Source organism: Flavobacterium sp. GW823-FHT06G12, from assembly GCF_058794775.1.
In genome coordinates this window covers 454,739-479,820 of record NZ_JBXAHE010000003.1, presented here as the reverse complement: position 1 = coordinate 479,820, position 25,082 = coordinate 454,739, and the positions used below count along the sequence as shown (strand labels likewise).

Annotated in this window: 15 protein-coding genes; 7 read left to right on the top strand and 8 right to left on the bottom strand. The window is 34.7% G+C overall.

What is annotated here, in order from left to right:
• Positions 1–58: 58 nt before the first annotated feature.
• Together AC1Q5Z_RS14635 and AC1Q5Z_RS14630 are read right to left on the bottom strand one after the other, a co-directional pair.
• Positions 59–982 (bottom strand): FecR family protein, encoded by a 924-nt coding sequence (locus tag AC1Q5Z_RS14635; RefSeq protein ID WP_343584033.1) that lies wholly within the window; start codon positions 980–982, stop codon positions 59–61.
• Between the two features lie 83 nt (positions 983–1,065).
• Positions 1,066–1,590: an RNA polymerase sigma-70 factor gene (locus AC1Q5Z_RS14630; protein ID WP_198857429.1), complete on the bottom strand. Its 525-nt coding sequence runs from the start codon at positions 1,588–1,590 to the stop codon at positions 1,066–1,068.
• 264 nt (positions 1,591–1,854) lie between these two features.
• Between AC1Q5Z_RS14630 and AC1Q5Z_RS14625 the strand changes: the two genes are divergently transcribed.
• Positions 1,855–2,913, top strand: a complete 1,059-nt coding sequence (locus tag AC1Q5Z_RS14625) for a phosphatidylinositol-specific phospholipase C1-like protein (protein ID WP_492445564.1) — start codon at positions 1,855–1,857, stop codon at positions 2,911–2,913.
• Between the two features lie 172 nt (positions 2,914–3,085).
• On the opposite strand, the gene AC1Q5Z_RS14620 is transcribed toward AC1Q5Z_RS14625, so the two are convergent.
• The 5 genes from AC1Q5Z_RS14620 to AC1Q5Z_RS14600 all read right to left on the bottom strand — a co-directional run bounded on the left by AC1Q5Z_RS14620 (position 3,086) and on the right by AC1Q5Z_RS14600 (position 16,856).
• Positions 3,086–5,017 carry a metallophosphoesterase gene (locus AC1Q5Z_RS14620; RefSeq protein ID WP_492445562.1) on the bottom strand — a complete coding sequence of 644 codons (1,932 nt, stop codon included), beginning with the start codon at positions 5,015–5,017 and terminating at the stop codon, positions 3,086–3,088.
• 253 nt (positions 5,018–5,270) lie between these two features.
• Complete coding sequence (locus tag AC1Q5Z_RS14615) at positions 5,271–6,896, bottom strand: glycosyl hydrolase family 18 protein (protein ID WP_492445560.1); 1,626 nt, start codon at positions 6,894–6,896, stop codon at positions 5,271–5,273.
• An 83-nt stretch (positions 6,897–6,979) separates the two neighbouring features.
• Positions 6,980–9,634, bottom strand: a complete 2,655-nt coding sequence (locus tag AC1Q5Z_RS14610) for a beta-1,3-glucanase family protein (protein ID WP_492445558.1) — start codon at positions 9,632–9,634, stop codon at positions 6,980–6,982.
• A gap of 125 nt (positions 9,635–9,759) precedes the next feature.
• Entirely contained in the window at positions 9,760–13,710 is a 3,951-nt protein-coding gene (locus AC1Q5Z_RS14605; protein WP_492445556.1) for a family 16 glycosylhydrolase, read from the bottom strand.
• A 218-nt stretch (positions 13,711–13,928) separates the two neighbouring features.
• Complete coding sequence (locus tag AC1Q5Z_RS14600) at positions 13,929–16,856, bottom strand: triple tyrosine motif-containing protein (RefSeq protein WP_492445554.1); 2,928 nt, start codon at positions 16,854–16,856, stop codon at positions 13,929–13,931.
• A gap of 518 nt (positions 16,857–17,374) precedes the next feature.
• On the opposite strand from AC1Q5Z_RS14600, the gene AC1Q5Z_RS14595 reads away from it, so the two are divergent.
• Positions 17,375–18,538 carry a BT3233 family polysaccharide utilization protein gene (locus AC1Q5Z_RS14595; RefSeq protein ID WP_492445552.1) on the top strand — a complete coding sequence of 388 codons (1,164 nt, stop codon included), beginning with the start codon at positions 17,375–17,377 and terminating at the stop codon, positions 18,536–18,538.
• Positions 18,539–18,707: 169 nt separating this feature from the next.
• Here the strand turns inward: AC1Q5Z_RS14595 and AC1Q5Z_RS14590 are convergent, their stop codons facing one another.
• On the bottom strand, positions 18,708–19,715 hold the full coding sequence (locus AC1Q5Z_RS14590; RefSeq protein ID WP_492445804.1) for a LacI family DNA-binding transcriptional regulator: 1,008 nt from the start codon (positions 19,713–19,715) through the stop codon (positions 18,708–18,710).
• Positions 19,716–19,897: 182 nt separating this feature from the next.
• Here AC1Q5Z_RS14590 and AC1Q5Z_RS14585 point away from each other — a divergent pair, with 182 nt between their 5' ends.
• From AC1Q5Z_RS14585 to AC1Q5Z_RS14565, 5 genes are all read left to right on the top strand, one after another.
• Entirely contained in the window at positions 19,898–20,347 is a 450-nt protein-coding gene (locus tag AC1Q5Z_RS14585; RefSeq protein ID WP_492445550.1) for a NanQ anomerase/TabA/YiaL family protein, read from the top strand.
• A gap of 4 nt (positions 20,348–20,351) precedes the next feature.
• Positions 20,352–21,014, top strand: a complete 663-nt coding sequence (locus tag AC1Q5Z_RS14580) for a bifunctional 4-hydroxy-2-oxoglutarate aldolase/2-dehydro-3-deoxy-phosphogluconate aldolase (protein WP_343584056.1) — start codon at positions 20,352–20,354, stop codon at positions 21,012–21,014.
• Positions 21,015–21,047: 33 nt separating this feature from the next.
• The gene (locus AC1Q5Z_RS14575; protein ID WP_286968464.1) at positions 21,048–21,860 is read left to right on the top strand and encodes an SDR family oxidoreductase; all 813 of its coding nucleotides are present in this window, start codon (positions 21,048–21,050) and stop codon (positions 21,858–21,860) included.
• A 120-nt stretch (positions 21,861–21,980) separates the two neighbouring features.
• Positions 21,981–23,165 (top strand): mannonate dehydratase, encoded by a 1,185-nt coding sequence (uxuA, locus tag AC1Q5Z_RS14570; protein ID WP_343584060.1) that lies wholly within the window; start codon positions 21,981–21,983, stop codon positions 23,163–23,165.
• 236 nt (positions 23,166–23,401) lie between these two features.
• Positions 23,402–25,030 carry a hypothetical protein gene (locus AC1Q5Z_RS14565; protein ID WP_343584062.1) on the top strand — a complete coding sequence of 543 codons (1,629 nt, stop codon included), beginning with the start codon at positions 23,402–23,404 and terminating at the stop codon, positions 25,028–25,030.
• Positions 25,031–25,082 lie beyond the last annotated feature (52 nt).

Here is a 25,082-nt window from a genome sequence, read left to right as displayed (position 1 = left end):
TGTTTTTACGATGCTTAGTTATTAATAGCAGTTGTTCCAGCAACTGCTTTTTTTGTTTTTAATCCACTTTTACTACTTCGCCATAGACTTTGAATTTTAGGTTTGTGATATAATTTATTTGTTCCAAAACATTTTCTAATGTCGCGTCCTTCTTAATGAATACCGTTAACGGCGTTGCTAATACGTGTTCGTTGTTATACTGAAATGAAACTCCGTATTTATATTGTAAAATGGCAATAACCTGTTTTAAAGTAGTTTGGTCAAGTGTTACATCTTGATTGTACCAATTCACCAAAAAAGCTTTATCGGCAACTTGTTTAGTTAATTTTTGGCCTTCAAACAAAGCTTCTTGATTTGGCACTAAATCTACGCTCTGCCCTTTTCCAGAAACATTTACTTTTCCGGTTACGACAATTACCTTACAGTTTAATTTTGATAATTGAATGTGAAATGAAGTTCCGACAACTCTGGTTTGTATTTCGCCAGAATGAATAATAAATGGGTGTTTTTTGTCTTTGGCCACTTCAAAAAACGCGTTTCCTTTTAGTAAAGAAACCGTTCTTTGATCGCCTTCAAATTTTTCAGGATACTGAAATGATGAGTTTGCTGCCAGATAAATTTTCGAACCGTCACTTAATTGGATAGATTGGGGAATCGATGACGTTTTAAATGTGATTTGTTTTTGGTTTAAAACATTTGGTCTCAAGAAAAATCCTAAACCAAGCAGAAAAAGAATGCTGGCAGCAGCCATATATTTTAAATAAGGATTGAAAGATCTTTTCTTTCCAATTCTTATCTGAATTTCGTCGTAGATGTTTTGAGATTCGATTTCTGGGTTCCCCATAAGATCATTATCCCATTTTGAATTTTGATATTCGTCGAAAGCAAAATCATGCAATAAATTTTCTTCTGCCGATGAAGTTTTTCCTCGCGAACTTTTATCGAGCAGATATTCTAAACTATGTTTAATTCTTTTTATCATAATACTTATTGTTATAGATAAGTACCAGAAACCAGAAATCGTACTATTGCCGAATATTATGAAAACATCAAGCGAAAGTTATTTTAAAATTTTTGATTGAAAATAATGAATGGAGCCAGCCAAACCAAGTCTTTTAAGCCTTCTCGAAGTTGTTTTACAGCTGATGAAATCTGATTTTTTACGGTTTGTTTAGAAATTCCAAGTTCGTCTGCAATTTGATCGATTGTCATGTCTTGAAATTTATACATCAACAAAACCTCTTTTCTTTTTTCTGGAAGTTTGTCTAATAAAGAATAAAGCAAATCCATCACTTCTGGATCAATAGTCGAAAAATTGTCAATAATGTAGTCTTCGAATTTTTCTTCTAAAATCGTCTTATCAAAACGATTGTTCTGATAATGTTTGAAAACCTGATTTTTTACTGCACGAAATAAAAAAGGTTCAATAGCATTAATATTCAGTTCTTCTTTTCTTTCCCATAAATCCACAAAAACATCCTGAACAATGTTCTGCGCCAAGTCTTTATCCTGAGTCATCGTATAAGAAAACGCATTAAGCTTTTTCCAATATTGGTTATACGTTTTTTCAAAAATTTCAGGATTATTCATATACTAATTACAGGCTTTTTAATATCGTAAAATAATAAAATGAAAACCCAATGTTTTTTGCGTCAAGGTTATCTTTAAATTAATAAATAAACACGTTTGTTGTAGAAATACTACTTTTTTAATGCAAAAGAAAGAATCACTTTGCGATTTCTTTTTTTTAATCTAACACACAAATCGGCTTCAGATTTTAACTTAGTGCCTTTCAAAAAATGCAATTTTCTTTTGATGCGTCCCAGTCAACAGTATCAATTACATTTTAGAATTATGAAACCATTTTTTTTTACTTTATTATTTGCAGGAGCTTTAAGCGCTCAGGCTCAGAACGACAATCTGAAAATTAACCAGATTCAGGTTATCGGATCGCACAACAGTTATCGTCATGCGATTGAAACCGATTTATACAATCTTATCCAAGCTAGAGATACCACTCGCTCTCTTAAAGGCTTGCAATACACTCATATTAGCATTACCGATCAATTAAACAAAGGTTTACGCAATCTGGAAATTGACATTTTTGCTGACGCGAAAGGCGGAAAATATGCACATCCGAAAGGTTTAGATATTGCAAAATCTGAAGAAGTTTACGACCCAAACGGATTAATGAAAAAACCAGGTTTTAAGGTTTTCCATATGCCAGATATCGATTTTAGAACCTCTGCTTATACTTTCGAAATCTGTCTTCAGGAATTAAAAAAATGGTCGGATGCTAATCCGGGACACGTTCCTGTTTTCATTACTTTGGAACCAAAAGACGGAGATGCGAATTTCTTCGGTACAAAACCAGAAGATTTCACAGCCTCAGTTTTTGACGAAATGGACAAAGTAATCCGTAAAGAATTAGGAAAAGACAAACTGATCACGCCAGACATGGTTCGCGGAAAATATAAAACTCTCGAAGAAGCGGTTTTAAATAACAATTGGCCGACTTTAAAAGAAGCCAAAGGACGATTTTTATTCTTATTAGATAACAACGGCGCAAAAAGAGATTTGTACGCATTGAATCATCCGTCCCTTAAGGGACGCGCCGTTTTTATTAACGCAGAACCAGGAAAACCAGAAGCTGCAGCTTTATTCAGAAATAATGCTGAAGATCCGACAATTGAAGATTTAGTAAAAAAAGGTTACATTATAAGAACCAGAGCCGATTCTGATACCAAAGAAGCCCGCGCCAACGATTACTCGCATTTTGAAGCCGCAAAAAAATCTGGAGCACAAATCATTACAACCGATTATTATCTGCCAAGCACTTTCTTTAATTCTCCATACCAAATTAAGTATGATGACGGAAGTTATGTTCGAAATAATCCTGTAACAGTACCGTAAATTTTAACCGCTAAGAACGCAAGGATTTTTACTTAATTGTACGTTTAAAAACGCAAAGCTCGCAAAGCTAGATTAAAGCTTTGCGAACTTTTTATTTTATAAAATCTAACTCAAAAATTAAACTTTGCGAACTTTGCGTAAACCTTTGCGCTCTTTGCGGTTAAAAAAAAAATTACTTCAAACTTTTAACATCACCACTTTTCAAATCAACAGAAAAATGATCTGCTGGAACTTCATCCATAAATTTATTGAAGATAATTAAGAACAGCTTCATTTGTTTTTGAAGTAAAGTTTCACTTGAAAGATCGGCTTTAGTACCTTCTAAAAACAAATCAGATAATACTTTATATTGTTTTGCTCTTTCAGCTCCAACATCGGCAAGAGCCAATTCGTCTGCACTTCTAAAGCGATAAAAATCAATTAAAAGATCATTTCCTGTCCAATTGAAATCTGTTTTTTTAAGTTTCTTTTTAATTAAAATCTGTTCCAATTTCGTCTCCGCTTCTTTCCATTCTTTTTGAAACTGCTCTTTATTTTTCAAAATAAAATCAAAATCTTTATCTGATTTAATGTTCGCTAAAACCAATAAATCTTTCGCTGAAACATTCAAAATAAAATCTTTAAAAGCAGAAGGCCAATCGTCTTTTAAGAAACGAAGACGCACTAATTCCTTCAAATGAAAATCGGTAAAATCATGATAATTTTTAGTCTTTAAAATAGCTGCATTCCAAATATCTTTTGTATTCTGACTTTCTAAAAACTGATATTCCATTTTATACAAATCGAAAAGTTCATCATATCTCGGAACATTATCGATTGTAATTGTCTGAATATCGACTACATTATCTTTCTTTAAAGTCAATAATTTGTAAGCCGGAATGTAGGCCGCAAGCGAAGGAGTTTGAATATTAACTAAGGTATTTCCTTTTGGAGAAGTTCTCACTCCTGTATCGTTAATATGCATATGGCCTCCAAAATGAATCTTCAATCCAGCATCTGCAAAAACTTGTGCCACTTCTTCAACTGGAACTCGGTTTAACTGCCATTTGTTTGGACCAAGAAGTTCTTTTATTTCTGCAGAAGCATCATCATTAAAATCAATCATCGGAAAATGGCTAAAAGCAACTAAAGTTTTTCCCTGTTTTTTGGCTTGATCAGAAATAGCAGAAACCCAATTAATTAAATGTTTTTTGTTTGAAAGTACATTATTATATCCTGTACTAGCCTCAGAATAACTTTTAGAATCTTTAGGGTCGCCATCGGTTTTCTTCGGAATGTAGACGTTTCCATCAATTGCCATTAACCAAAGTCCATCAATCGGTTCAACAACATAACTAACGTCTGGAACTTCATAACCTGGTGCAACTTCATATACACGATTGGCTAATTTTGCACTTTCTAAAGCTTTATCGAATGAATAATTTTCGCTTGAATAATTTGAAAAAGGTGTTGCCCAAAATTTATTTTTTTTATTCGGATGAAAACCAAAATCTTTCAGATTATCGGTAATTCCTAAATAACCCATTTTAGCAATATCGGTGGTAACAACTACAGGCTGTTCGATGGTGAGATTTGGCGCATACATACCGTCTTTGCTATAAATGGGTTGACTTTTACCTTCTTTGCCTAAAAAATCTTCTTTGCCAGATTCTTGTGCAAAAGGTCCAACTGGATCATGATTTCCTGTGGTAATGAAAAATTCTATTCCGTATTTATTTGAATATTGTTCTAAAATTTTAGCTAATCCGCGAATGTGAATTGGCTGTCCGTCATCGGTATAATCACCTGGAAGAGCCACATATTTGATCTTTCGCTTTGCGATATCATCTAAAGCTGCTAAAAAAGCAAAATAGTTTTCATTAAAAATTCGAGTTGAATGCAATTGAGATGACATGGTTCGCACCAAAGCATATTGATTCGTTCTTGGATTTAGAACGCCTTTGTAATCTGAATCTGAAAATCTGCCAAATAAATCCTGCAAATGAACATCAGATAAAAATGCGATTTGTGTTCCGTTTAAATTCTTTGTTTTTTGTGCCGAAACAGAACTATTAAAAACAACAAAAACAGACACTATAAAAAGTGAAGTAAATTTTAATTTCATAGGTTTTAACTTTAATAAATTGGGGACACTTTATTAGAAGTTTTGGAGCTTTTAATCGAACGCAATTTTATCGATTTAAACCTAGAATCAGTTTATGTTAGTGTTATGGAAATGATAATGTTTTTTTAAACTGCGGTTCTTATAGCTATCAAGATTGCAGATAAAAAAAGGCTGTCCAAAAAGACAGCCTTCTTAACACATTAAAACCTAAAAATTTAATGCATCTAAAACCATTATGGCAAATGGGTTATGATTATTTCTTAATAAAACGTCTTACGGTTTTGATTCCGTTTTTCTCAACCGAAATCAAGTAAATACCGGTTTTCAAAGTCGAAACATCTACACTATTGTTATTTACCGTTTGAGATGAAACTGTCGCTCCACCTTCAGTATTAATAATATTTACATTTCCACCCGAAACTTCTGCCGTAAAAAATATTTCGCTTTCTGTTGGGTTTGGATAAATTTCTAAACTTGCAATAGACTGTTCGGTAGCTGGTGCAGCTGTTCTTGCCGTTGACCCCGATTTTGTAATTCTAAACCAATTGATATTAAAACCAGTATTTTGAACATAGATTCCAAAATTATAGGTTCCAGCATTTACGTTTACAGTTTGCGTAATCGTCTGCCAGTTTTGCCATCCTCCTGTATTGGGTACATTTATAGCTCCAAGCTGAATAGTTCCTGCATTTAAATCAGATGATAATCTTCCGCCTGTTACAGCACTTGCGACACGATATTCAATTTGATATGAACCAGAAGTTGGGAAGTTAATATTATAATACGCCATCCAATCGCCCGTATCACAATATCCAACATTTAATCCACCGCCTGTATCTGTGGTTGCTTCTGTTTGAACACCACTCATCGCGTTATAATTTTCTGCCTGAATTAAAGTTCCTGTTGCTGGCGGATTACTTCCTGTAATAACCTGATTAATGGCAGTAAGCAAAGATTTAGAACCTGTAGCATCTTGAGACAACTCCCAAATCATAACTCCCGCCGCATTTTGAATCGCAAAAGTTGTTTTTTGTTTGATAGTCGGAATTCCGTTGTAATAAATTGTGTTTCCAACTTGATCTAAATTTTCAGCACCTGGATATTGCGCTACGATATTGGCATAAGAAATTCCCTGATTGGCAGAAGCTCCAAAACCATATCCATAAAAAGGAAGTCCAATTACAGCCTTGCTTGCAGGCAATCCCCTTCCTGTCCAATAATTAAATTGATTAACCGCCATGCTGTAAGGAGAATGCTGTCCTGGGCTGTTTGGTGCCCAAGGCCCTGTTGCATCATAAGCCATAATATTGATCCAGTCGTATGCGGCAAAAGTAGATGAAGGTACATTTGCACCACCATATCCTTCTGAAAGCGCTGCTGAAATCAATTTGCCATTGGCATGCAATTTATTCGCTAAAGCAATCACAAACCCTCCATAATCGCCATTAATAGCTGGTCCTTCTAAATCGACATCGACTCCATCAAAATTGTGAGCAACAACATAATCGTATATTTTTTGAATGAAAGCTGTTCTGTTTGCTGGTGTTATCAGATTAAAATAATTGTCTCTAATTGCTCCTCCTTCAGAAACGGCACCGCCTCCAAGAGAAACAAAAACTTTTATATTTTGTGCATGCGCGGCATTTATAATTGTATTGCTTCCTGAATTAAAACTTAAATATCCGTTTGCATCAGGATTCTCAAAAGCAATATTAATATGCGTTAATTTACTGTATTGAATGGTACTTGAAAAAGCATTTAAATCAATCCAATTGGGAATATATGCAATTACTTTTTTTTGGGCTACAGAAAAATTAAAAACACCCAATACTAAAATAAGAATCCATTTTGCCAACATTTTTGTGTAGTTGTCTTTCATAGTGATTTGTTTTAATTTGTAAATTATGGGGATATTGAAAAAATGCAGGTTTCAGATTTTCATCTAAAACCTGCATTCTTAAATTATTTTTTAATAAAACGCTTAACCGTTTTTGTACCATCTTTATGGAAAATAACAAAATAGATTCCAGTTCTAAGACGCGAAACATCAATGCTGTTATTATTGATTTTTTGCTCAGAAACTAGTGTTCCTGTCTGATCTATAATACTTATTTTTTCTCCGCTTACAGATGTGGTCACAAAAAGAGTATTTTCTGCTGGACTTGGATATACATTCAATTCTGTTGCAGTAGGCTCTTCTTCTGCTATCGTTTCAGTTGCTGCCATTTTTGCTGTTCCTGCTACTTTTGTAATTTTAATCCAGTTGATATTCATTCCTGTATTCTGAATGTAGATTCCGAAATTATATGTTCCTGCATTTACGTTTACAGTCTGAGAAACAGTTTGCCAATTTTGCCATCCGCCAGTGTTTGTAATATCAACATTTCCTAAAACTACTGCGCCAGCATTTAAATCAGAAGATAATCTTCCGCCAGTCACGGCACTTGCTACACGGTATTCAATCAAATAAGAACCAGTGGTTGGAAAATTGATATTATTATACGCTAACCAATCGCCGGTTTCTGTATAACCCACATTTGAACCTCCGCCAGTATCTGTAGTTGCTTCAACTTGAATACCGCTCATTGCTGAATAATCTTCTGCCTGAATTAAAACTGAAGTTTGAGAACTTGTAGCAGGAACTAATTTCCACTGTCCGCAAGTCTGATTGTTATTGTCCCATTGCTGCACAATTGCTCCAGAAGCTGTACTTGCTCCTGCCACTTCAACAATTCTTCCGCTATGACGGGCAACAATTTTATAATAACCATCACCTGTAGAAACCAAAATAAATTGCTGATTTGTGGTCGCATTATATGGATATTGTTCTACTCTTGCACCATTAGCTTTATTGAAGTTATTAATATCCATTGACATGCCGCTGTGGTTTGCAATGATTTTATACATTCCGTCTCCTAAATGCGTAAAAGTAAATTTCTGATTGTTTCCAGAATTTAGAGCTCCTTGATTAATTCCTGCTCCGTTTGACATGCTTGAATTCCAAACATCCATATACAAACCGCTGTTTCTGTTTTGAAGAAAGAAAGTCTGGTTTCCTAAAGTTGTTGTTCCATTAGCAATTACTCTGATCGAACTCACTTTATCATTCCAAGTAGCATTCAAACATGAATTATCAGAATTGATTACGGTTGAAGCTCCGCCGAAATTATCATCTTGATATAAAATCGCTTGATAACCTTGTGTAATTTTTAGCGAAGAAATATCATCATTTAAAACTCCTAAAGAATTTAAACGAGCTAAATTGTAATCTCCAATTGTTAATCCGCCAGAAAATCCAGTGTAATTGCAATCTTTGTAAATTGTGATTACATCTGTTGTAGCTGGAACTGAAGGCGTCGTAAGTCCGTAATAACCTCCAAATGTAGCAATGACTTTTGTTGGCTGTGGCGAATGAAGTGATGGCGATTGATCTGCAACATCATCATACGCAAATCCGTAAGCTAAATTGTCAATATTGATTCCTGGCAAATGCCAGAATTTAGAATAATGATTTGTTGGATTTACTTGATAATATTTCGATGCATCGTACCAATTTTGCTGTCCTGGATTTGTGGTCGTTGTATTGACAACATGACGATTAATCGCAGCTGTTAATTGCGATTGAATTACAAGATCTAAATCTCCGTCGACCAATCTTCTGTCCAAAACGCCTTTGCCTTCAAGAGCTTCTTGCGTTGTTGGCCTATTTTGAACACGTCCTGTTCTTCCAACAAAAGCACCAGATTGTCCAACCATTTCTAGTTGTTCTCCAATAACTCTTCCTTTAAAAACACCAGCATCTCCAGCATAAAAAATCAAGTCTTCATTTTTGTATTTGTTCCAAATCGCATCAATGTATGATTTTAAATAATTTGCGTATGGTCCAGATCCTTCCGCGTAAGCTGTCGTTTTAGAAGGTGCTGTAATTTCACCTGTTGCATCGTTCACACAACCTTGAAATTCTGCAGGAACATTCGCTTTAAAAGCAGCAACAATATCTGCGTGTTTTTTCAAATCACCCACTTTCTTTTGGTAGCCGTTTGCACCAAATAATTCCAATCCCATTGGATATTTGTATGAATCGACTCTTGTTGGATTTCCGAAGAAACCGTATTGATTATTAGTCAATTCAATCATTTCATACAAAATTCCCTGATTGGGATCTGTAGCATTTTGCGGATTTGGCGATGCATATCCTGAAGGAGCTCCGCTTGCGCCAAAAAAGTAAAAATACAATTGTGAACCTTTAGATATAAAAACTCTACATCCTGCAATTAAAGGAAGCGTAAAGGTCTTATTTGGAATTTCGCTCAACTTAGTAAAACAAGCTGCATATTTAGAATTTTGCCCCGGCCCTGTATTTCCTCCATAAGTTGGCCCAGTAACTGTATTGTAAGAAGCGCTCATTGGCAAAACCTGACTCGTTTTGGCATTTACCCAAACGTGGTTTCCCGTTGTATAATCGATGCCGACAATTGCAACATATAATTCGCTGTCAGCAAACGTCGAATTATTACTAATCGTAAAAGGTACAGGCCCTTGAGCGTGTATCAGGTTTGAAAACACTAGAAATAGTGTCATCAGAAAAGAAAATCTTTGAAGTCTAATTTTATTCATATCTAAATAATTTTGGGGTTACGCAAATAAGTTTTAAACCAAAGCCATTTTCAAATGAATGACTAAATAAATCCGCCAGGTGCAATTGGTATGCCCTCCTTAAATTGCACCCAACAGATTTAAAATTATTTCTTAATAAGCTTTTTAGTCCAGCTTTTTTGATCTGACTTGAAGTTTAGAATGTAGATTCCTCTACGAAGCTTACTTACGTCAATTACGCTTTCGTTTCCTTGAGGTTTGTTTTCTAAAATTAAAGTTCCAGAATCGTCGTAAATCGTAATGATTTTATTATCTAAGTTTTCAGGAGATGAAACTTGAATATAATTAGTTGTCGGATTTGGGTACATGGCAAAAACAACTTCTTCTGCCTGCGGTTCTTCAACAACATTCATAGCCATTCTAGCTGTTGAAGATGATCCATATGCTTCGATTTCATACAATGAATATCCGTACGGAGGCAAAGCTTTTGCGTTACATAAAATTCGAATGTATCTTCCTGTTCCGCTCACTGTTAAATCATCTGTTCCTCCATCTCCAGCAGTTTGATTGCTTACTGTTTCACTTTCTGTAAAAACATTATCAGTTGAAATCTGCACTTTGTATTGCGTTGCATAAGCCGCTTCCCATTTTAAAACCACTCTGTTAATGTTGTAATTGCTTCCCAAATCGACATAAATCCATTCAGTCGCATTAGCAAAAGAACTCGCCCATCTTGTCGTTGTGCTATCGCCATCTGTTGCTTTATTTGCAGAAAGCGTAGGATTTTCTTCTGTAGAAGCTGTTGCTGTTTTGGATAAAGCTAAATTCACATTCGGATTTGCAGTTATATTTCGAACAGTTACATTGCTGAAAACTCCTGTTGTTAGAGTTCCGTTTGCGTGAGATGTAACTGCCATTCCTGCATAAATAGTGCTAGCCATTGCAATTGTTCTTGGCGTTCCTACTTGTGTCCACGTTGTTCCGTTATCTGAAGAATAAGATGTAAACACATTTCCAGATCTTACCAAACGAACCCATTTTGGAGTCGCTCCTGTTGTAACCTCAGCTGTAGTTACTCCCGAAGCAGTGTCACGAGTTAAAAACTCAATTCCTGCTGCTGCGCTTGCATCTGTCATGGCGTGTTTTGATGTTGACGTAAGCGTTTCACGGAACATTACTCCCGCTTTTGCATAAGTATTTGTATTGGTTAACGAATTTACTTTAGCAATAATTTCTGCATCTCCAGTAATAGGCTGATTTACAAATTGAAACTGATCACTTGTATCCCAAATATCATTTCCTGCTCCTTTGATGGTAAAAGTACCGTTAGAATGTGTCGCTTCTCCCGCTGGAGTAACTGCTCCTAAATCGGTGCTAATCCAAGGCGAAGGCAATCCCGCTGGAGTTTCTGTAGAAACTAAATTTAAAGCTCTTAAATTATCAAAATAATACGTGTTTCCAGAATTTGTTCCCGGTTCAAATAAGAAAACAAAACGATTTACTTCACTGTCTGCTGTTGAAGCATCTGGTGAACTTGCATAAGTAAAAGTTACTGTATGCCAAGCGTTGGTTTGTTTTACAACTCCTTGATAAATACTATGTCTTCCAACAGGATAATTTGCTGGAACTGAAGCGCTGCTTTCTGCTTGCCAAGAAATAATAGATCCGACTGGTGCAGAAGTGTAAACGTCCATCGCGAACTTTTTAACTCCACCTTTAAAATCTCCAATATTGGCTATTGTAGTATTAAATGAGAAATTATCATACAGTTCTGTCGATTTGCGAACGTATTTTCCAACATTTGAAGAAGTATTAATTCCGCTTGCATTTGGGTTTGCTGTGTTTGCCGTATACGTTCCAATTGCATCTCTAAATGTAATATTGTGAATCGTCTGGTAATCTTCATAAATTACACCTTGCGTAAATGTATCTGGAAGTTTAGTCGAGCCAATTCGAATATTATCGAAATAATAGGTATCAGCTGTGTAAGAACCCGAATTAAATAACAAAACCATTTGGTTTACTGCCAAATTTGAAGTTCCTGCATCTGGACTAGAATTGTAATAGAAAGTCAATGTTTCCCATTGATTTTGTTTGGTTGTAATCGCTACGTAGGTACTATTTCTTCCTGTAGGATAATTGGCTGGAAGTGATGTTGCACTGTTTTCTAAATTCAAACTTACCACTGTCCCAATTGGTGCAGAAGTGTACACATCAATCATAATTTTGTTCGTCTGATTTTTCAACAAACCGGCATCCTCAATCGTACTTTGTGTATTGAAGAAAAGCACATCATATTGCTCAGATACATTTCGAACATACTTCGCGACATTTGCAGAAGAATTAACCGAATTTGTCGCTGGATTTGCCACAACAGAATACGTTCCAGTTGTTGTTCCTTTTATGATTTTATTTACTCCGTCGTAATTTTGCAGCACGTCTGTTGCAATAATTGGCTTTTCTGGCGCTGCTTTTGTCAGCAGATTATCGAAATAATAAGTCGCACCAGAATTCGAATTCGATTCAAAAAGAAGTACCACATTATTAATTGATAAAGCACTCGTATTTGGGTCGATTATTTTTTCAAATTCAAACTCGATTGTTTCCCATTTATTCTGAACTGTAGTCGTCGCCTTAAAACCGCTATGTCTACCTGATGGATAATTTGTCGCAGTTGTAACATTGCTGTTTTCTAATTGCATCGAAATTTTTGTTCCAACTGGAGCCGAAGTATAAATATCAAACGAAAGTCTTTTTCTTCCGTAAACATAATCATTAGCATTAGTTATGGTTACATTTCTGATGTTCAACACATCATACAATTCACTTGAATTTCGAACATATTTTCCAACCAAAGCCGAAGTGTTAATTCCCGTAGCAGAAGGATTCGCTACAGCTTCGGTCAAAACTCCAGTTTTTACAGGATACAATACATTTCGATTGCTTTGAAAATCATCATGTATTTTTTCAACAGGCAATGCTGGTTCGGTTGTTACTGCCAATTTGTAGTTATTTACATTACAGCCTGAAACTGTCGCCGTTACCGAAACATCTCCTCCAGAAGTTCCCCAATTTACCGTAATAGAATTTGTTCCCTGCCCTGATGTAATTGTTGCTCCAGCTGGAACCGTCCAATTGTAAGCCGCACCCGCAATTGCATTTACAGAATACGTTTTACTAGTTTCGTTTTGGTAAACTTTGTTATCGCCAGTTACTGCATATTTAAAACTGCCATCGTAAACACGAACATAATCGACCTGTAATTTTGCTGGAAAATCGGCAGGAATTGGCTCTACTCCTGCACCGTTAACTCTCGTATAAGGTGTTCCGTAGCTTCCAACTGCGAGATTCAAAATAATATAAAAATTGTTGTCATTAAAAGGCCATCCGCCGTTTACAGTTGTGTTTGGTGTTGCCGTATGAAATAGAACATCATCCACAAACCATTTAATAAAATTTGGTCCCCATTCTACAGCATAAACATGAAAATCTGATGACAAATCAATTGGAGAACTGTAGCTTCTTCCTGTAAATTGATATCCTCCACCATCATAATGAATCGTTCCATCTACCGATTTTGGATTTCTGTGTTTGGCTTCCATAATGTCAATTTCTCCTGTAAAAGGCCAATTGCCATTAACTGGAAGCATCCAGAAAGCCGGCCAAGCACCTTGTGCATTAGAAAGTTTCATACGAGCTTCTACTCTTCCGTATTTTAAAGAATACTTTCCTTCCGTTGTCAATTTCGAAGAAGCATACGGCTGATCTGGAAATTGTGCGTTAGGCGCATATTTTGCCTCAATGTTTAAGTAACTATTTGTTCCTTCTTTTACAATTGTCGCCTGATTGGGATCGTAACGCTGTGCTTCAGCATTTCCGAATCCGCAGAGCGACGGACATCCGTTTCCTGAAATGCTTTGCCATTTGGTTAAATCTACCGTTGTGCCATTAAATTCATCAGACCAAACGAGCGTATTGCATTGCGCTTGAGTTTTGAGAAATGGCAACAGTAAGAACAAAACTGCTACACAAAATTGTTTTAATAAATAAGAATTGTTTTTCGGTGGTCGGCCGAAAAAAAAGTCATTTTGCTTCATTTTTAAATAGGTTTTTAGTTAGTATTTGTTATTTCTTCAATAAATCTTATTTATAAAAACAGATTGTATTTTCCGACAATAACAGCGCAATATTAACTAAAAAATCAGGCAAGACTTACATTTTTGAGTACGGTTTGACTACGGTACTATCGAAGAAATGTAACAAATCATCGATGAAAAGCATAAAATCACTTCAGATTCTACTTATACGAGAAAAATTAAAAATTAAGAATGAATTCAGTGATATTCGTATCAGACGGAAGCTGTAATTTTTTACGAATTCTATAACGGGTATCTTCCACACCACGAACAGAAATTCCTAAAAGCGGTGCAATTTCTTTTGTATTGAAATTCATTCGCAAATAAGCACACAATCGCATATCGCGTGGAGTCAATTCTGGATAACTCGATTTTAATCGCTGCATAAAATTATCATGCAACTGATTGAAAATTTCTTCAAATTCGTTCCAATGTTTGTCTCCCTGCAATTCGTGATCTATTAATTTATTGATTTTCGTCAGAAGACTAAAGTTTACATTCGGTTCGTTTTTCTTGTCAATCTGCGCGATCAATTCTTTTATTGAAAGTAAAATTTCATTTAAATGAATTAAATTGACTGTATTTGAAGCCACTTTAGCATTTTTAAGATTAATTGTCGTTTGAAGATTCTCACGAACAATTGCCATATTTTCTTGTTCTAATGTCAGTTTCTGTTCGTTAAGTTCTGCACGGCTTCGAAGCAATTCCCTTTCCTGATTCTCTATTAATTGAAGACGTTGACGCTCAGCAACAAATTTCTGATATCTAACAATTAAATAAATTACAATACTATAGAGCGCAAAATAAAATAAGTAAGCCCAAAAAGTTCTGTACCAAGGCGGTAAAACTTCAAACTTAAAAACAGCTTCTTCACTAACCACATCGTACATATTTTTTGCTCGTACATGAAAAACATATTCATTTTCAGGCAAGTTGGTATATTCTTTCTCTGTTTGAAGGCTGTAATCTGACCAAGTTGGCTCAAAACCTTCCAGCCAATACTCGTATTTTGTTGCATCTGCATCATCAAAACAAAGCGATGCAAAAGAAAAATGAAGCGCATTATTGGCATAAGATAATACAGACGAAAACTTATCATTTACTGATCCTGTTTTATTTGGGAGCACATCGTAACGGCTGGAAAACAACAAACTATCTTTCGGAAAAATACATTTTACTTCCGAAATAACTGCTTTGTATTTCGTTTCGTATTTCTTGTTTTTAATTGCACTGTAATGTATCAAACCTTCTTGTGTTCCAAAGAAAACGTCACCACTGTTTGTGGTTTGAATATTTTCGAAACCAGGAACATATATATATCGAAGTTTTCGAAATGGAAGCTCTTCAATCTTAAAACTTCCATTTTTCTGTTTGCTCATTTTTCCGGTATTTTCGCCAGAAACGTACCAAATATTATCCTGATTGTCTAGTTTTAATAATCGAATATGATTTTCTAATCCGAGATATTTCTTGAAAACAGGATCCGGAATCATTTTTTTTGAAGAAACATCTTGCCTGTAAACACCTTTTGTTGTTCCAAATAATATCTGATTGTCTACTTTAAAAGTATTCAAAAACAAACTCGACGGAAATCCATTCTTATCATTATAAAACTGAATATCGGTAACGGAATCAAATGCTGAATTGAATTTAAGTTTATAAATTCCTTTATAACCGTGCGCAATCCAAATGTTTCCTTGTTTATCGGTTTCCATAATTCTGCTGCTTTCCTCAAAACCTTTTATTCGATGCTGAAAAACCCAAGATCCATTTACTTTTTTCAGCAAATATAATCCTGTGTATCCACCAACTACCAATAAATCCGACCGATTCGGAATTAGAATTCCTTGCCAAGCACCATCTATTTGGGCCAGCGATTTCGCAGAATTTCCATTGATTTCGAATATTCCGTTTTTTTCAAAAGCCAACAAAGAATTACCAAAAACACCAAGATTCCAGACATTTTCAGACATTCCAGAAACATGCTGAAAAGTTACATTTTCTCTTTTTCCGCTTTTATAAGCTTCCCAATTCAGCCAAAACAAACCGTTATCTGTTCCGATATACAATTTATTCTGGTAAATCTGACTGCAATAAATCTTGGTTTCAGAATTTGTGCCATCTATGATTTTTGACAAAGGAGACGAAATCTGAATCAGCGAAATTCCACCTTTGAGCGTCACCCATAAATTGCCTTCTTTATCGATTTTAAAATTGGTTACATATTCATTCTGAAGTCCCATTTGCTTATCAATATGTTGAACCAAATGTCCATCACTATCTATAACTATCAATCCTGATTGGCGGGTTCCAATTCCGAAATATCCATCAGAAAGTTCAATTCCTGCTGAAATTTGATTCTGTTTTACCAAATGATCTACTTCGGTTACAAATGGTTTTATCTGATTTTCATTGAATGTAAAAAGACCATTTTTTTGCGTGAACAACAAAAGTCCGTCTTTCGTTTGGAAAATCTTTCTAACCTGCATTCCAACAAACTTCTCACCATTTTCAACAGAAATTAATGCACCTTCTTTTAGCTTTAATAATCCTTTTCCATTATCCGAGACATAAATTTCTCCTCCAACTTCAAAGAAATCATCAAAAGCAGTTTTAGCGTCTATTACCTTGATTGCTTTGTTTTTATAAATAAAAATCCTTTCATAAGAGAAAAAAATCACTTCGTTATTTCGAATCACCGTATGCAGCACATCACCAAAATTTCGAGCCGATTTTGGAAGCAATTTTACCAAAGAAGTATATTGATATTGTCCATTTGGAAGCTGAATGACAAAGCCAAAATCGCCTTGAGCGCCAACGTACATTTTATCGTTTTTATCTATCGCCATCGAACGCACCATACTTCTGTTTTCCGGCTGTGTGACAATTGCCCAGCGAACACCATCAAATTGCATAATACCAAAATGATTGGCAAAAAACATCATGCCTTTAGAATCCTGCAAAACATCCCAATTTTCTGATGCTGCTTTGTATGCTTTCGGACTATAATTGACTATAAAAGGAACTCCAATCTTTTTGATTTGGGAATTGATAATTGGAGAAAATAATAGGAATAGAAGTAAAATTCTAATTTTAAATTTCATCATTCTCTTTGAGTCTGTAGGTTAGTTTTGTGATTTTAAAAATCACAATCTTGAAAAATACTTCTTTGGGAAAAGTAATTTTCTAGACAAAAACATTCTTTTTTTTTAAATGTACCAATAACAATTATTTAGTATTATCAAAACAAAAAAGAGAATGTCGAAACTCAAATATATAAAATTTTATTTTAATGCAATAAATTACATTTTAACAAGAGAATTTGATAATTAGAGAATTTGGTACTTACGTAAGAAAGTTTGATTACGCACATACCATTATTCCGCAAAACAGATGTCCGTACAGGACACTTTGCAAATTCATAAATGTTTTTTTTCTACTGACTAATTATTTCTAACGGAATAATTTATTTGTAAAAACAAATCGAATTAAAAATTTAAATTTTGTTTTCTGATTTTCAGCATTATGTACAGAATTACACCCATTCTGTATTTTCAATTATAATTAGATTTGTACTTTTATATTCTTATCAACTCTAATTTCGAAAATATTAAAACCAAGAATTTTGAAAAAACATCTTTTTATCATAGCCATTCTGACAGCCAATTTTACTGCTTTTTCTCAGAATAAAATCATAACTGTTACCAACAATTTAAAAGTTGACAGAGAGTTTGAAACCATCGAATTAACTAAAAAATCTCTTGGATTACCTGCAAATGTCAAACTCGAAGATTATGCAATAAAAAATGGCAATACCTTTTTAGAAACACAAACCGTAGATAATGATGGAGACGGAAATGCAGATTTGCTTTTATTTCAGCCTAAAATTAAAGCTTCTTCAAAACAGGATTTTGAGGTTTTGATTGGAACAAATCCTTCGGCTTCAAAAGTAATGAACTGTTATTCTCGATTTGTTCCAGAACGCACCGACGATTATGCTTGGGAAAACAATAAAGTAGCTTTTAGAACTTACGGGCCTGTGGCGCAAAAAATGGTTGAAGATAATATTCCTGGCGGAACGTTAACCAGCGGAATTGATGCTTGGCTAAAAAGAGTCGATTATCCTATCATTAATAAATGGTACGAAAAAACAACAACCGGAACTGGAACATACCATAAAGATACTGGCGAAGGTTTGGATAATTTTCAAGTTGGAGACAGTCGCGGCGTGGGCGGAATTGCAGTTAATGTTGATGGAAAATATTATTTCTCCAAGAATTTCATTAGCTGGAAAACGATTACAACTGGTCCAATTAGAACAAGTTTTATTTTGACTTATGCCGATTGGGATGCCAAAGGAAATAAAATAACCGAATCGAAATTAATTAGTTTAGATTACGGAAGTCAGCTTTCTCGTTTTGAAATCAATATTACTGGAACAAAAACTATTGCAGCCGGTTTAACGCTTCATGACAAAAAAGGAACAATTAGCACCAATTTAAAAGAAGGCTGGTTAAGTTATTGGGAACCAATTGATGATTCTGAAATTGGTATGGGTTTAGTAGCGCCAAAAGGTTCGTTAATTAGTTTTGATAATCATGTTACTGACGAAAAAGAATTAAGCAACTTGTACGGAAATATTTCAGTAAAAAACAACAAAGCTATTTATTATGTTGGTTTTGGATGGAAAAAAGGAAGTCCGTTTCAAACCAAACAAGAATGGGAAAAGTATTTGAATTCTTTTGCTGAGAAGGTAAATAATCCTTTGATTGTGAAGGTTAAAAAGTGATTTTTTTTTTGCCGCTAAGGCTCTAAGACTCAAAGTTTTTTGTTTCACGCAGATTTTAAAAAAAATTAAACAGATTTGTTTTAAATAAAAACCTGAATTAAATCTGCTTAAATTAGCAAAATCTGTGTGAAATAAAATCATTTTAATCCTCTAATCAGTGGCAAAAAAACTATTGCTTAGCAGGAAAATAGTTTTCCTTCAAAATAATCTCCAACGGAATATAATGTGTCTTTTCTGTTTCTTCTTGTAGAACCAGCTTTTTATACAAATAATTAATTCCCATATAACCTTGATCTTCGGGTCTTTGGTTGATTAAAAAGTCTATCACGCCTTTATTTAAATATTCGATGTTTTCTTTTAGTAAATCAAAACCAATAATTCGAACGCCTTTTATATTGTTTTTTTCTAAAAACTCAGCGACAATATAAGCTCTAGAATTTGGTACAAAAACACTGTTTACGCCAGAAAACATTTCCAAATTCAACTGATCGATTCCTGAATCTTTTAAGGCAAATTCGGAAAACTTGAAATTGGTTAATTCGTCATGATCTTCAAAATACGAATAAAAACCTTTTATGCGTTGCTGATACACAGAAGTGCTTTCGATTTCTCTAGTAATCTTAAAAATTAGAACTTGCCTTTCATTTTTTACAGCAAAACTGATTAATCTTCCAGCTAAATATCCACTCTGAAAAGCATCTTGACCGACATATGCATGTTCGTTTTCTTCAGAAATATTCGAATCGATCATTACAATCGGAATATTTTTTTTTTCATATTCCTTTAAAAACTCAACAGAATCTTTGTAGAAAATCGGTGCAAATAAAAGTCCATCACAATCAAATTCTAGTACTCTCTGAGCAGATTCTTTGAACGATACTAGATTATAATCATAAAAAAAATAATCCAAAACAATTCCGAATTTGCTAAATTCCAAAGCAGCTTTTTCTATTCCATCGACCTGACTTTTCCAATACTCCAAAGTTTCTGATTTTGGAAGGAAAACAGCAAAATGAAACTTTTTGTTTAAAGCCAGATTACTCGCCAAAATATTTCGGGTATATCCAAATTCTTCAATTATTGCATTTACCTTATCAACGGTTTCCTGCGCCACTTGCCCACGTTTATGTATAATCCTGTCGACAGTTCCGGCAGAAACATTAGCTAGTTCGGCAATTTTTTTTATTGTTATGATGTTGATTCTTTTTAAGTTAAAAAAATAAAAGCAGTTCGGTAAAATTAATTTATTTTATCAAAAATAAGTTGTTTTACATCACATTTTGCATACATTTGTAAAATACCGTGTACGCACACGCAAATATACACATAACATCAAAAAACAAAAATAAAACGACTAAAATGATACTAGATTCATTACATAATGCTCAGAAATACTATGGTTTACATCCAAATTTCAAGAAAGCATTTGATTATGTAAATCAAAATGACATTGCCAATCTTGAAGAAGGTGCTTTTGAAATTGGCGAAGGTTTAAAACTAATTGTAATTGTCGGACAAGGAAATACAAAAGAAGAAGCAGTTAAAGGTTTTGAATGTCATGATAAAAACATAGATATCCAGATTTCGATTAAAGGACCAGAAACTTTTGCATGGAAACCAAGAGAAAAATGTGTGAATCCGAATGGTGAATATAGTGACGAAAGAGATGTTCGATTTTTTCATGATGCACCAGACACCTTTTTTGAAATGCAGGAAAAACAATTTGCAATCTTGTTTCCAGAAGATGTCCATACTGCAATGATTGGTGAAGGAACGTTGAAAAAGATTGTTATTAAAGTAAAAGTATAACTTTATGAGTACAATTCAGAATTCTATCGATGTCATAATCAAACAAGGAATGCTTCCGTTGTATTTCAATGCCGACGAAAATAAAAGCATTTCTGTTTTAAGAACGTTATATAATATCGGGATTAGAGCAGTTGAATATACAAGCCGTGGCCCAGAAGCGCTTTCAAACTTCAAAAAAATGGTTGAAGTAAGAAATGCTGAAATGCCAGAAATGCTTCTTGGAATTGGTACGATCAAAAATTTAGTGCAAGCAGAAACTTATTATTTAACTGGTGCAGATTTTTTTATAAGTCCAGGATTTGTTCCTGAAGTCGCTTCATTTTTAATTCCTAAAGATGTTCTCTATGCTCCAGGCTGTATGACTCCAACTGAAATTATTGCTGCCGAAAATGCTGGTGTGAAATTCATTAAACTTTTTCCTGGAAATATCTTAGGACCAGATTTTATGAGCGGTATTAAGGACATTTTTCCAGATTTAATTTTCATGCCTACAGGCGGTGTTGACACCACAAGACAAAGTATTGAAACTTGGTTTAATGCTGGAGTTTCTGCGGTTGGAATGGGAAGCAAATTAATTAGTAAAGAAGTAATGCAATTTGATGCTTACGAAACAATCGAAAAAGAAACGAAAAGGGTTTTAGATTTGATTGCAACGATTAGAAGTTAAGAAGTCAAAAAAATAATCAATTATAAAAATTACATGAATTCAATATTCAACTTAGAAGGAAAAATTGCACTGATTACGGGAGGTGCCGGAGTTTTAGGAAGCAATTTTGCAAATGTATTGGCAAAACAAGGCGTTATTGTCGGAATCGTTTCTCAGTCACTTGAAAAAGCTGAAAGCACTGTAAAAGCTATCGAAGCAAATGGCGGAAAAGGTTTTGCGGTTCAGGCCAATGTTTTAAATAAAGAAGAATTAGAAAAAATTAAAGATTTTATCGTTGAAAAATACGGACGTCTTGATATCTTGATTAACGCCGCTGGCGGAAATATGCCAGGTGCAACGATTCAACCTGATCAAGCGATTTATGATATGAAAAGCGATGATTTGCAAAAGGTTATTGATTTGAATATTATTGGGACAATGCTTCCTTCTCAGGTTTTCGCTGCACTTTTTGCAAAGCAAAAATCAGGAAACATTATCAATATTTCTTCTGCATCGGCACAAAGACCTTTAACGAGAGTTGTGGGTTATTCTGCTTCAAAAGCGGCAATCGACAACTTTACACAATGGATGGCGGTTGAATTAGCTCAAAAATACGGCGAAGGAATTCGTGTAAATGCAATTTCTCCAGGATTTTTTATTGGAGAACAAAATCGCGCTTTACTGCTTACTCCAGAAGGAAAACTAACGCCAAGAGGCGAAAAAATCATTGATCATACCCCAATGGGAAGATTTGGAACTCCGGAAGATATTGACGGCGCGCTTTTATTTTTATGCAGCGACATGTCGAAATTCGTTACGGGAATAACATTAAAAGTAGACGGCGGATTTGCTGCAACGAGTATTTAAAATCTCAACCTCTCTCCTGCAAGATTTTAAAAACCTTGTAGATTTAAATTGTAGATTATTATAAATTAAAAATACCTACAAGGTTTTAAAAACCTTACAGGAAATAAAAAATATAAAAACATGGAACAAACATTAAGATGGTTCGGACCAAATGATCCTGTTTCTTTACAAGACATCAAACAAACTGGAGCAACTGGAATTGTAACGGCTTTACACCATATTCCGAACGGGCAAGTTTGGAGTATTGATGAAATCATTAAACGAAAAGTTGAAATTGAGCACGAAAACGGAGATCCTAAAAAAGGCGCTTCTGGATTAACTTGGTCGGTTGTAGAAAGTATTCCTGTTCACGAAGACATTAAAAAACAGACTGGAAATTACCTGCAATACATTGAAAATTATAAAGAAAGCATACGCAATTTAGCTTTATGCGGTATTAAATGTGTTTGTTACAACTTTATGCCTGTTTTAGATTGGTCGAGAACAGATTTATCATTTACAGTTGAGGACGGTTCAAAAGCTTTGCGTTTTGACATCAACGCTTTTGCTGCTTTTGAATTGCATATTTTGAAAAGACCAGGTGCTGAAAACGAATATTCCGAAGAACAAAAACAAAAAGCAAAAAGCTATTTTGAAGCCATGACTTCAGAAGACAAAGTTAAATTGCAGCAGAACATTTTGGCTGGACTTCCTGGTGCTGAAGAAGCTTATTCTGTTGAAGATTTCTTGGTTACTTTAAGTGCTTATAATCATATTGACAGACAAGCTTTAAAGAATAATCTTTTTCACTTTTTAAAAGAAATTATTCCAGTTGCAGAAAGCAAAGGTGTTGTAATGGCAATTCACCCAGACGATCCTCCTTATCCAATTTTAGGTTTACCGAGAGTCGTAAGTACAGAAGAAGATTTGATCGAATTAATGAACGCTGCTCCTTCTCCATCAAACGGATTTACCATGTGTACAGGTTCTTATGGGGTTCGTGCTGATAATGATTTGCCTGGAATTGTAAGACGTCATGGCGATAAAATGAATTTCATTCATTTAAGAAGCACACAACGCGACGAAGAAGGAAGTTTCTACGAAGCAAATCATCTAGAAGGCGACGTTGACATGTACGAAGTTGTAAAAGCAATTCTGGAAGTTGAAAAAAGAAATAATAGCCAATTACCAATGCGTCCAGATCACGGACATCAAATGTTGGATGATTTAAAGAAAAAAACAAATCCGGGATATTCTGCAATTGGCCGTTTAAGAGGCTTGGCAGAATTGCGAGGACTTGAATTAGGGATCAAACGATCTTTATAATTTGTTTGCCACGAAGGCACTAAGGCGCGAGGTTTTTTTTATATTTCACGCAGATTTAAAAAGATTTAGGCAGATGAACGCAGATAATTTATACATAATAAAATCTGCTATAATCAGCCAAATCTGCGTAAAAAAAATCTTTTTAATCCTTTTAATCTGTGGCTAAAAAAACTTAGCGCCTTAGCGCCTTAGCGGCAAAACAAAAAAACTAACTAACCACAAACAACCACAAAACCATGATTCGCCAAACCATTCTTATATCCTGCGGTCTTTTCATGAACACTTTACTGGCGCAGGAATTACCTAAAATCATTACTTCAAAAACCAATTATCTTCCTGATTTTAGTTATGCAGGATATCATTTCGGCGAAAGCCAAATTCCTGAAACTAATGGAAAAGTAATTAATGCTACTGATTTTGGTGTAAAAGCAAATGATAATCTAGACGATTCAAAAGCACTCTTAAAAGCTTTTAAAGCGGCAAATGCCGTTGAAGGAGATGTAATTCTGCAATTGCCTGCCGGACGAATTATTCTAAGCGATATTTTGTATATCGAAAGAAGCAATTTTGTACTTCGAGGTGCAGGTTCAAACGAAAACGGAACTGAGATTTACTGCCCAAGACCGATGATGTATCTTAAAGATTCTGAAGTTTTGGCTGAACTTCGCGAATACTTAACCACTTTTGATAAAAGACAACGTGAACCAGAAAATAATATTGATTTACCTTTTTCTCAATACGCTTGGTCCGGAGGATTTATTTGGACACAGGTTCCGGGCGAACGTGTAAAGTCCTATTTGGATAAATACGAACCAGAGTCTAATCCGTTGGCGAAAGTCAATTCGGGGAAAATGGGCGAACATGTTATTACGGTCTCTGACGTAAAAGGTTTAAAAGTTGGTGATGTTGTCGAATTGCAATTGTTTAATAAAGATGGCGAAAACGGCGAAATCATCAAAGATTTATATCAAGGCGCCAAAGTAAAACCCGGTTCGCATCATTGGAAATTTCCTAAACTTCCCATTGTAAGACAGCAGGTTGAAATTGCTAAAATTTCTGGTTCTAAAATTACTTTAAAAACGCCTTTAACTATTTCAATAAAACCAAGTTATCAGGCGCAATTAGTAGAATGGAAACATTTAAATGAAGTTGGAATCGAACATCTTCGTTTTACTTTTCCTGATATTCCGAGAGTCGCGCATCACGTAGAACCTGGTAATAACGGGATTTTCTTAACTCGTCTTTTCAACAGTTGGGTTAAAGATGTCAAAATCACCAATGCAGACAGCGGTATTTTAGCCGAAGAAGTTTCTAATGTAACCATTCAAGATGTTACAACCGACGGACCGCATTTGGCTCATTATACGGTAACTTTAGGCGGCGTTCATAATGTTTTGGTTAAAGATTTAAAAATCTATAATTCTGCCGTTCATCCTTTAAGTTTCAACACATTTGCAACAAAAAACGTATATCAAAACTGCGAAATATTTACAGATCCTGTTTTAGATCAGCATTCTGGGGCAAATCATCAAAATCTATTTGACAATATTACGGTTCATTTAAAAGCCGATAAAAACAATAGTTACGCTTTATTTGGCGGCGGTGGAGCCGATTACTGGAAACCTTCACACGGGCCTTTCAGTACGTTTTGGAATCTCAATGTTCAAGTCGAAAATCCAGATCCATCGAAAACTGTTTTATTGTACGGGATGAAAGACGGCGCTTTAGCCAGAATTATTGGTGTTCATGGCAATACGAAATTTGAAATCAAATATGACATTGATCCATACATTGAATTTTTGAACACACCAATTGAAAAAATTCCGTCATTATATGACTATCAACTGCAAAAACGATTAAAATAGGTTAAAATATTTGCCACAGATTCCACAGATTAAAAGGATTTTTTTATTCACA

Bases quoted from the DNA above. Each gene is read 5' to 3' on its own strand.
- AC1Q5Z_RS14635 (WP_343584033.1), bottom strand. From the start codon at position 982: ATGATAAAAAGAATTAAACATAGTTTAGAATATCTGCTCGATAAAAGT.
- AC1Q5Z_RS14630 (WP_198857429.1), bottom strand. From the start codon at position 1,590: ATGAATAATCCTGAAATTTTTGAAAAAACGTATAACCAATATTGGAAA.
- AC1Q5Z_RS14625 (WP_492445564.1), top strand. From the start codon at position 1,855: ATGAAACCATTTTTTTTTACTTTATTATTTGCAGGAGCTTTAAGCGCT.
- AC1Q5Z_RS14620 (WP_492445562.1), bottom strand. From the start codon at position 5,017: ATGAAATTAAAATTTACTTCACTTTTTATAGTGTCTGTTTTTGTTGTT.
- AC1Q5Z_RS14615 (WP_492445560.1), bottom strand. From the start codon at position 6,896: ATGAAAGACAACTACACAAAAATGTTGGCAAAATGGATTCTTATTTTA.
- AC1Q5Z_RS14610 (WP_492445558.1), bottom strand. From the start codon at position 9,634: ATGAATAAAATTAGACTTCAAAGATTTTCTTTTCTGATGACACTATTT.
- AC1Q5Z_RS14605 (WP_492445556.1), bottom strand. From the start codon at position 13,710: ATGAAGCAAAATGACTTTTTTTTCGGCCGACCACCGAAAAACAATTCT.
- AC1Q5Z_RS14600 (WP_492445554.1), bottom strand. From the start codon at position 16,856: ATGATGAAATTTAAAATTAGAATTTTACTTCTATTCCTATTATTTTCT.
- AC1Q5Z_RS14585 (WP_492445550.1), top strand. From the start codon at position 19,898: ATGATACTAGATTCATTACATAATGCTCAGAAATACTATGGTTTACAT.
- AC1Q5Z_RS14580 (WP_343584056.1), top strand. From the start codon at position 20,352: ATGAGTACAATTCAGAATTCTATCGATGTCATAATCAAACAAGGAATG.
- AC1Q5Z_RS14575 (WP_286968464.1), top strand. From the start codon at position 21,048: ATGAATTCAATATTCAACTTAGAAGGAAAAATTGCACTGATTACGGGA.
- uxuA (WP_343584060.1), top strand. From the start codon at position 21,981: ATGGAACAAACATTAAGATGGTTCGGACCAAATGATCCTGTTTCTTTA.
- AC1Q5Z_RS14565 (WP_343584062.1), top strand. From the start codon at position 23,402: ATGATTCGCCAAACCATTCTTATATCCTGCGGTCTTTTCATGAACACT.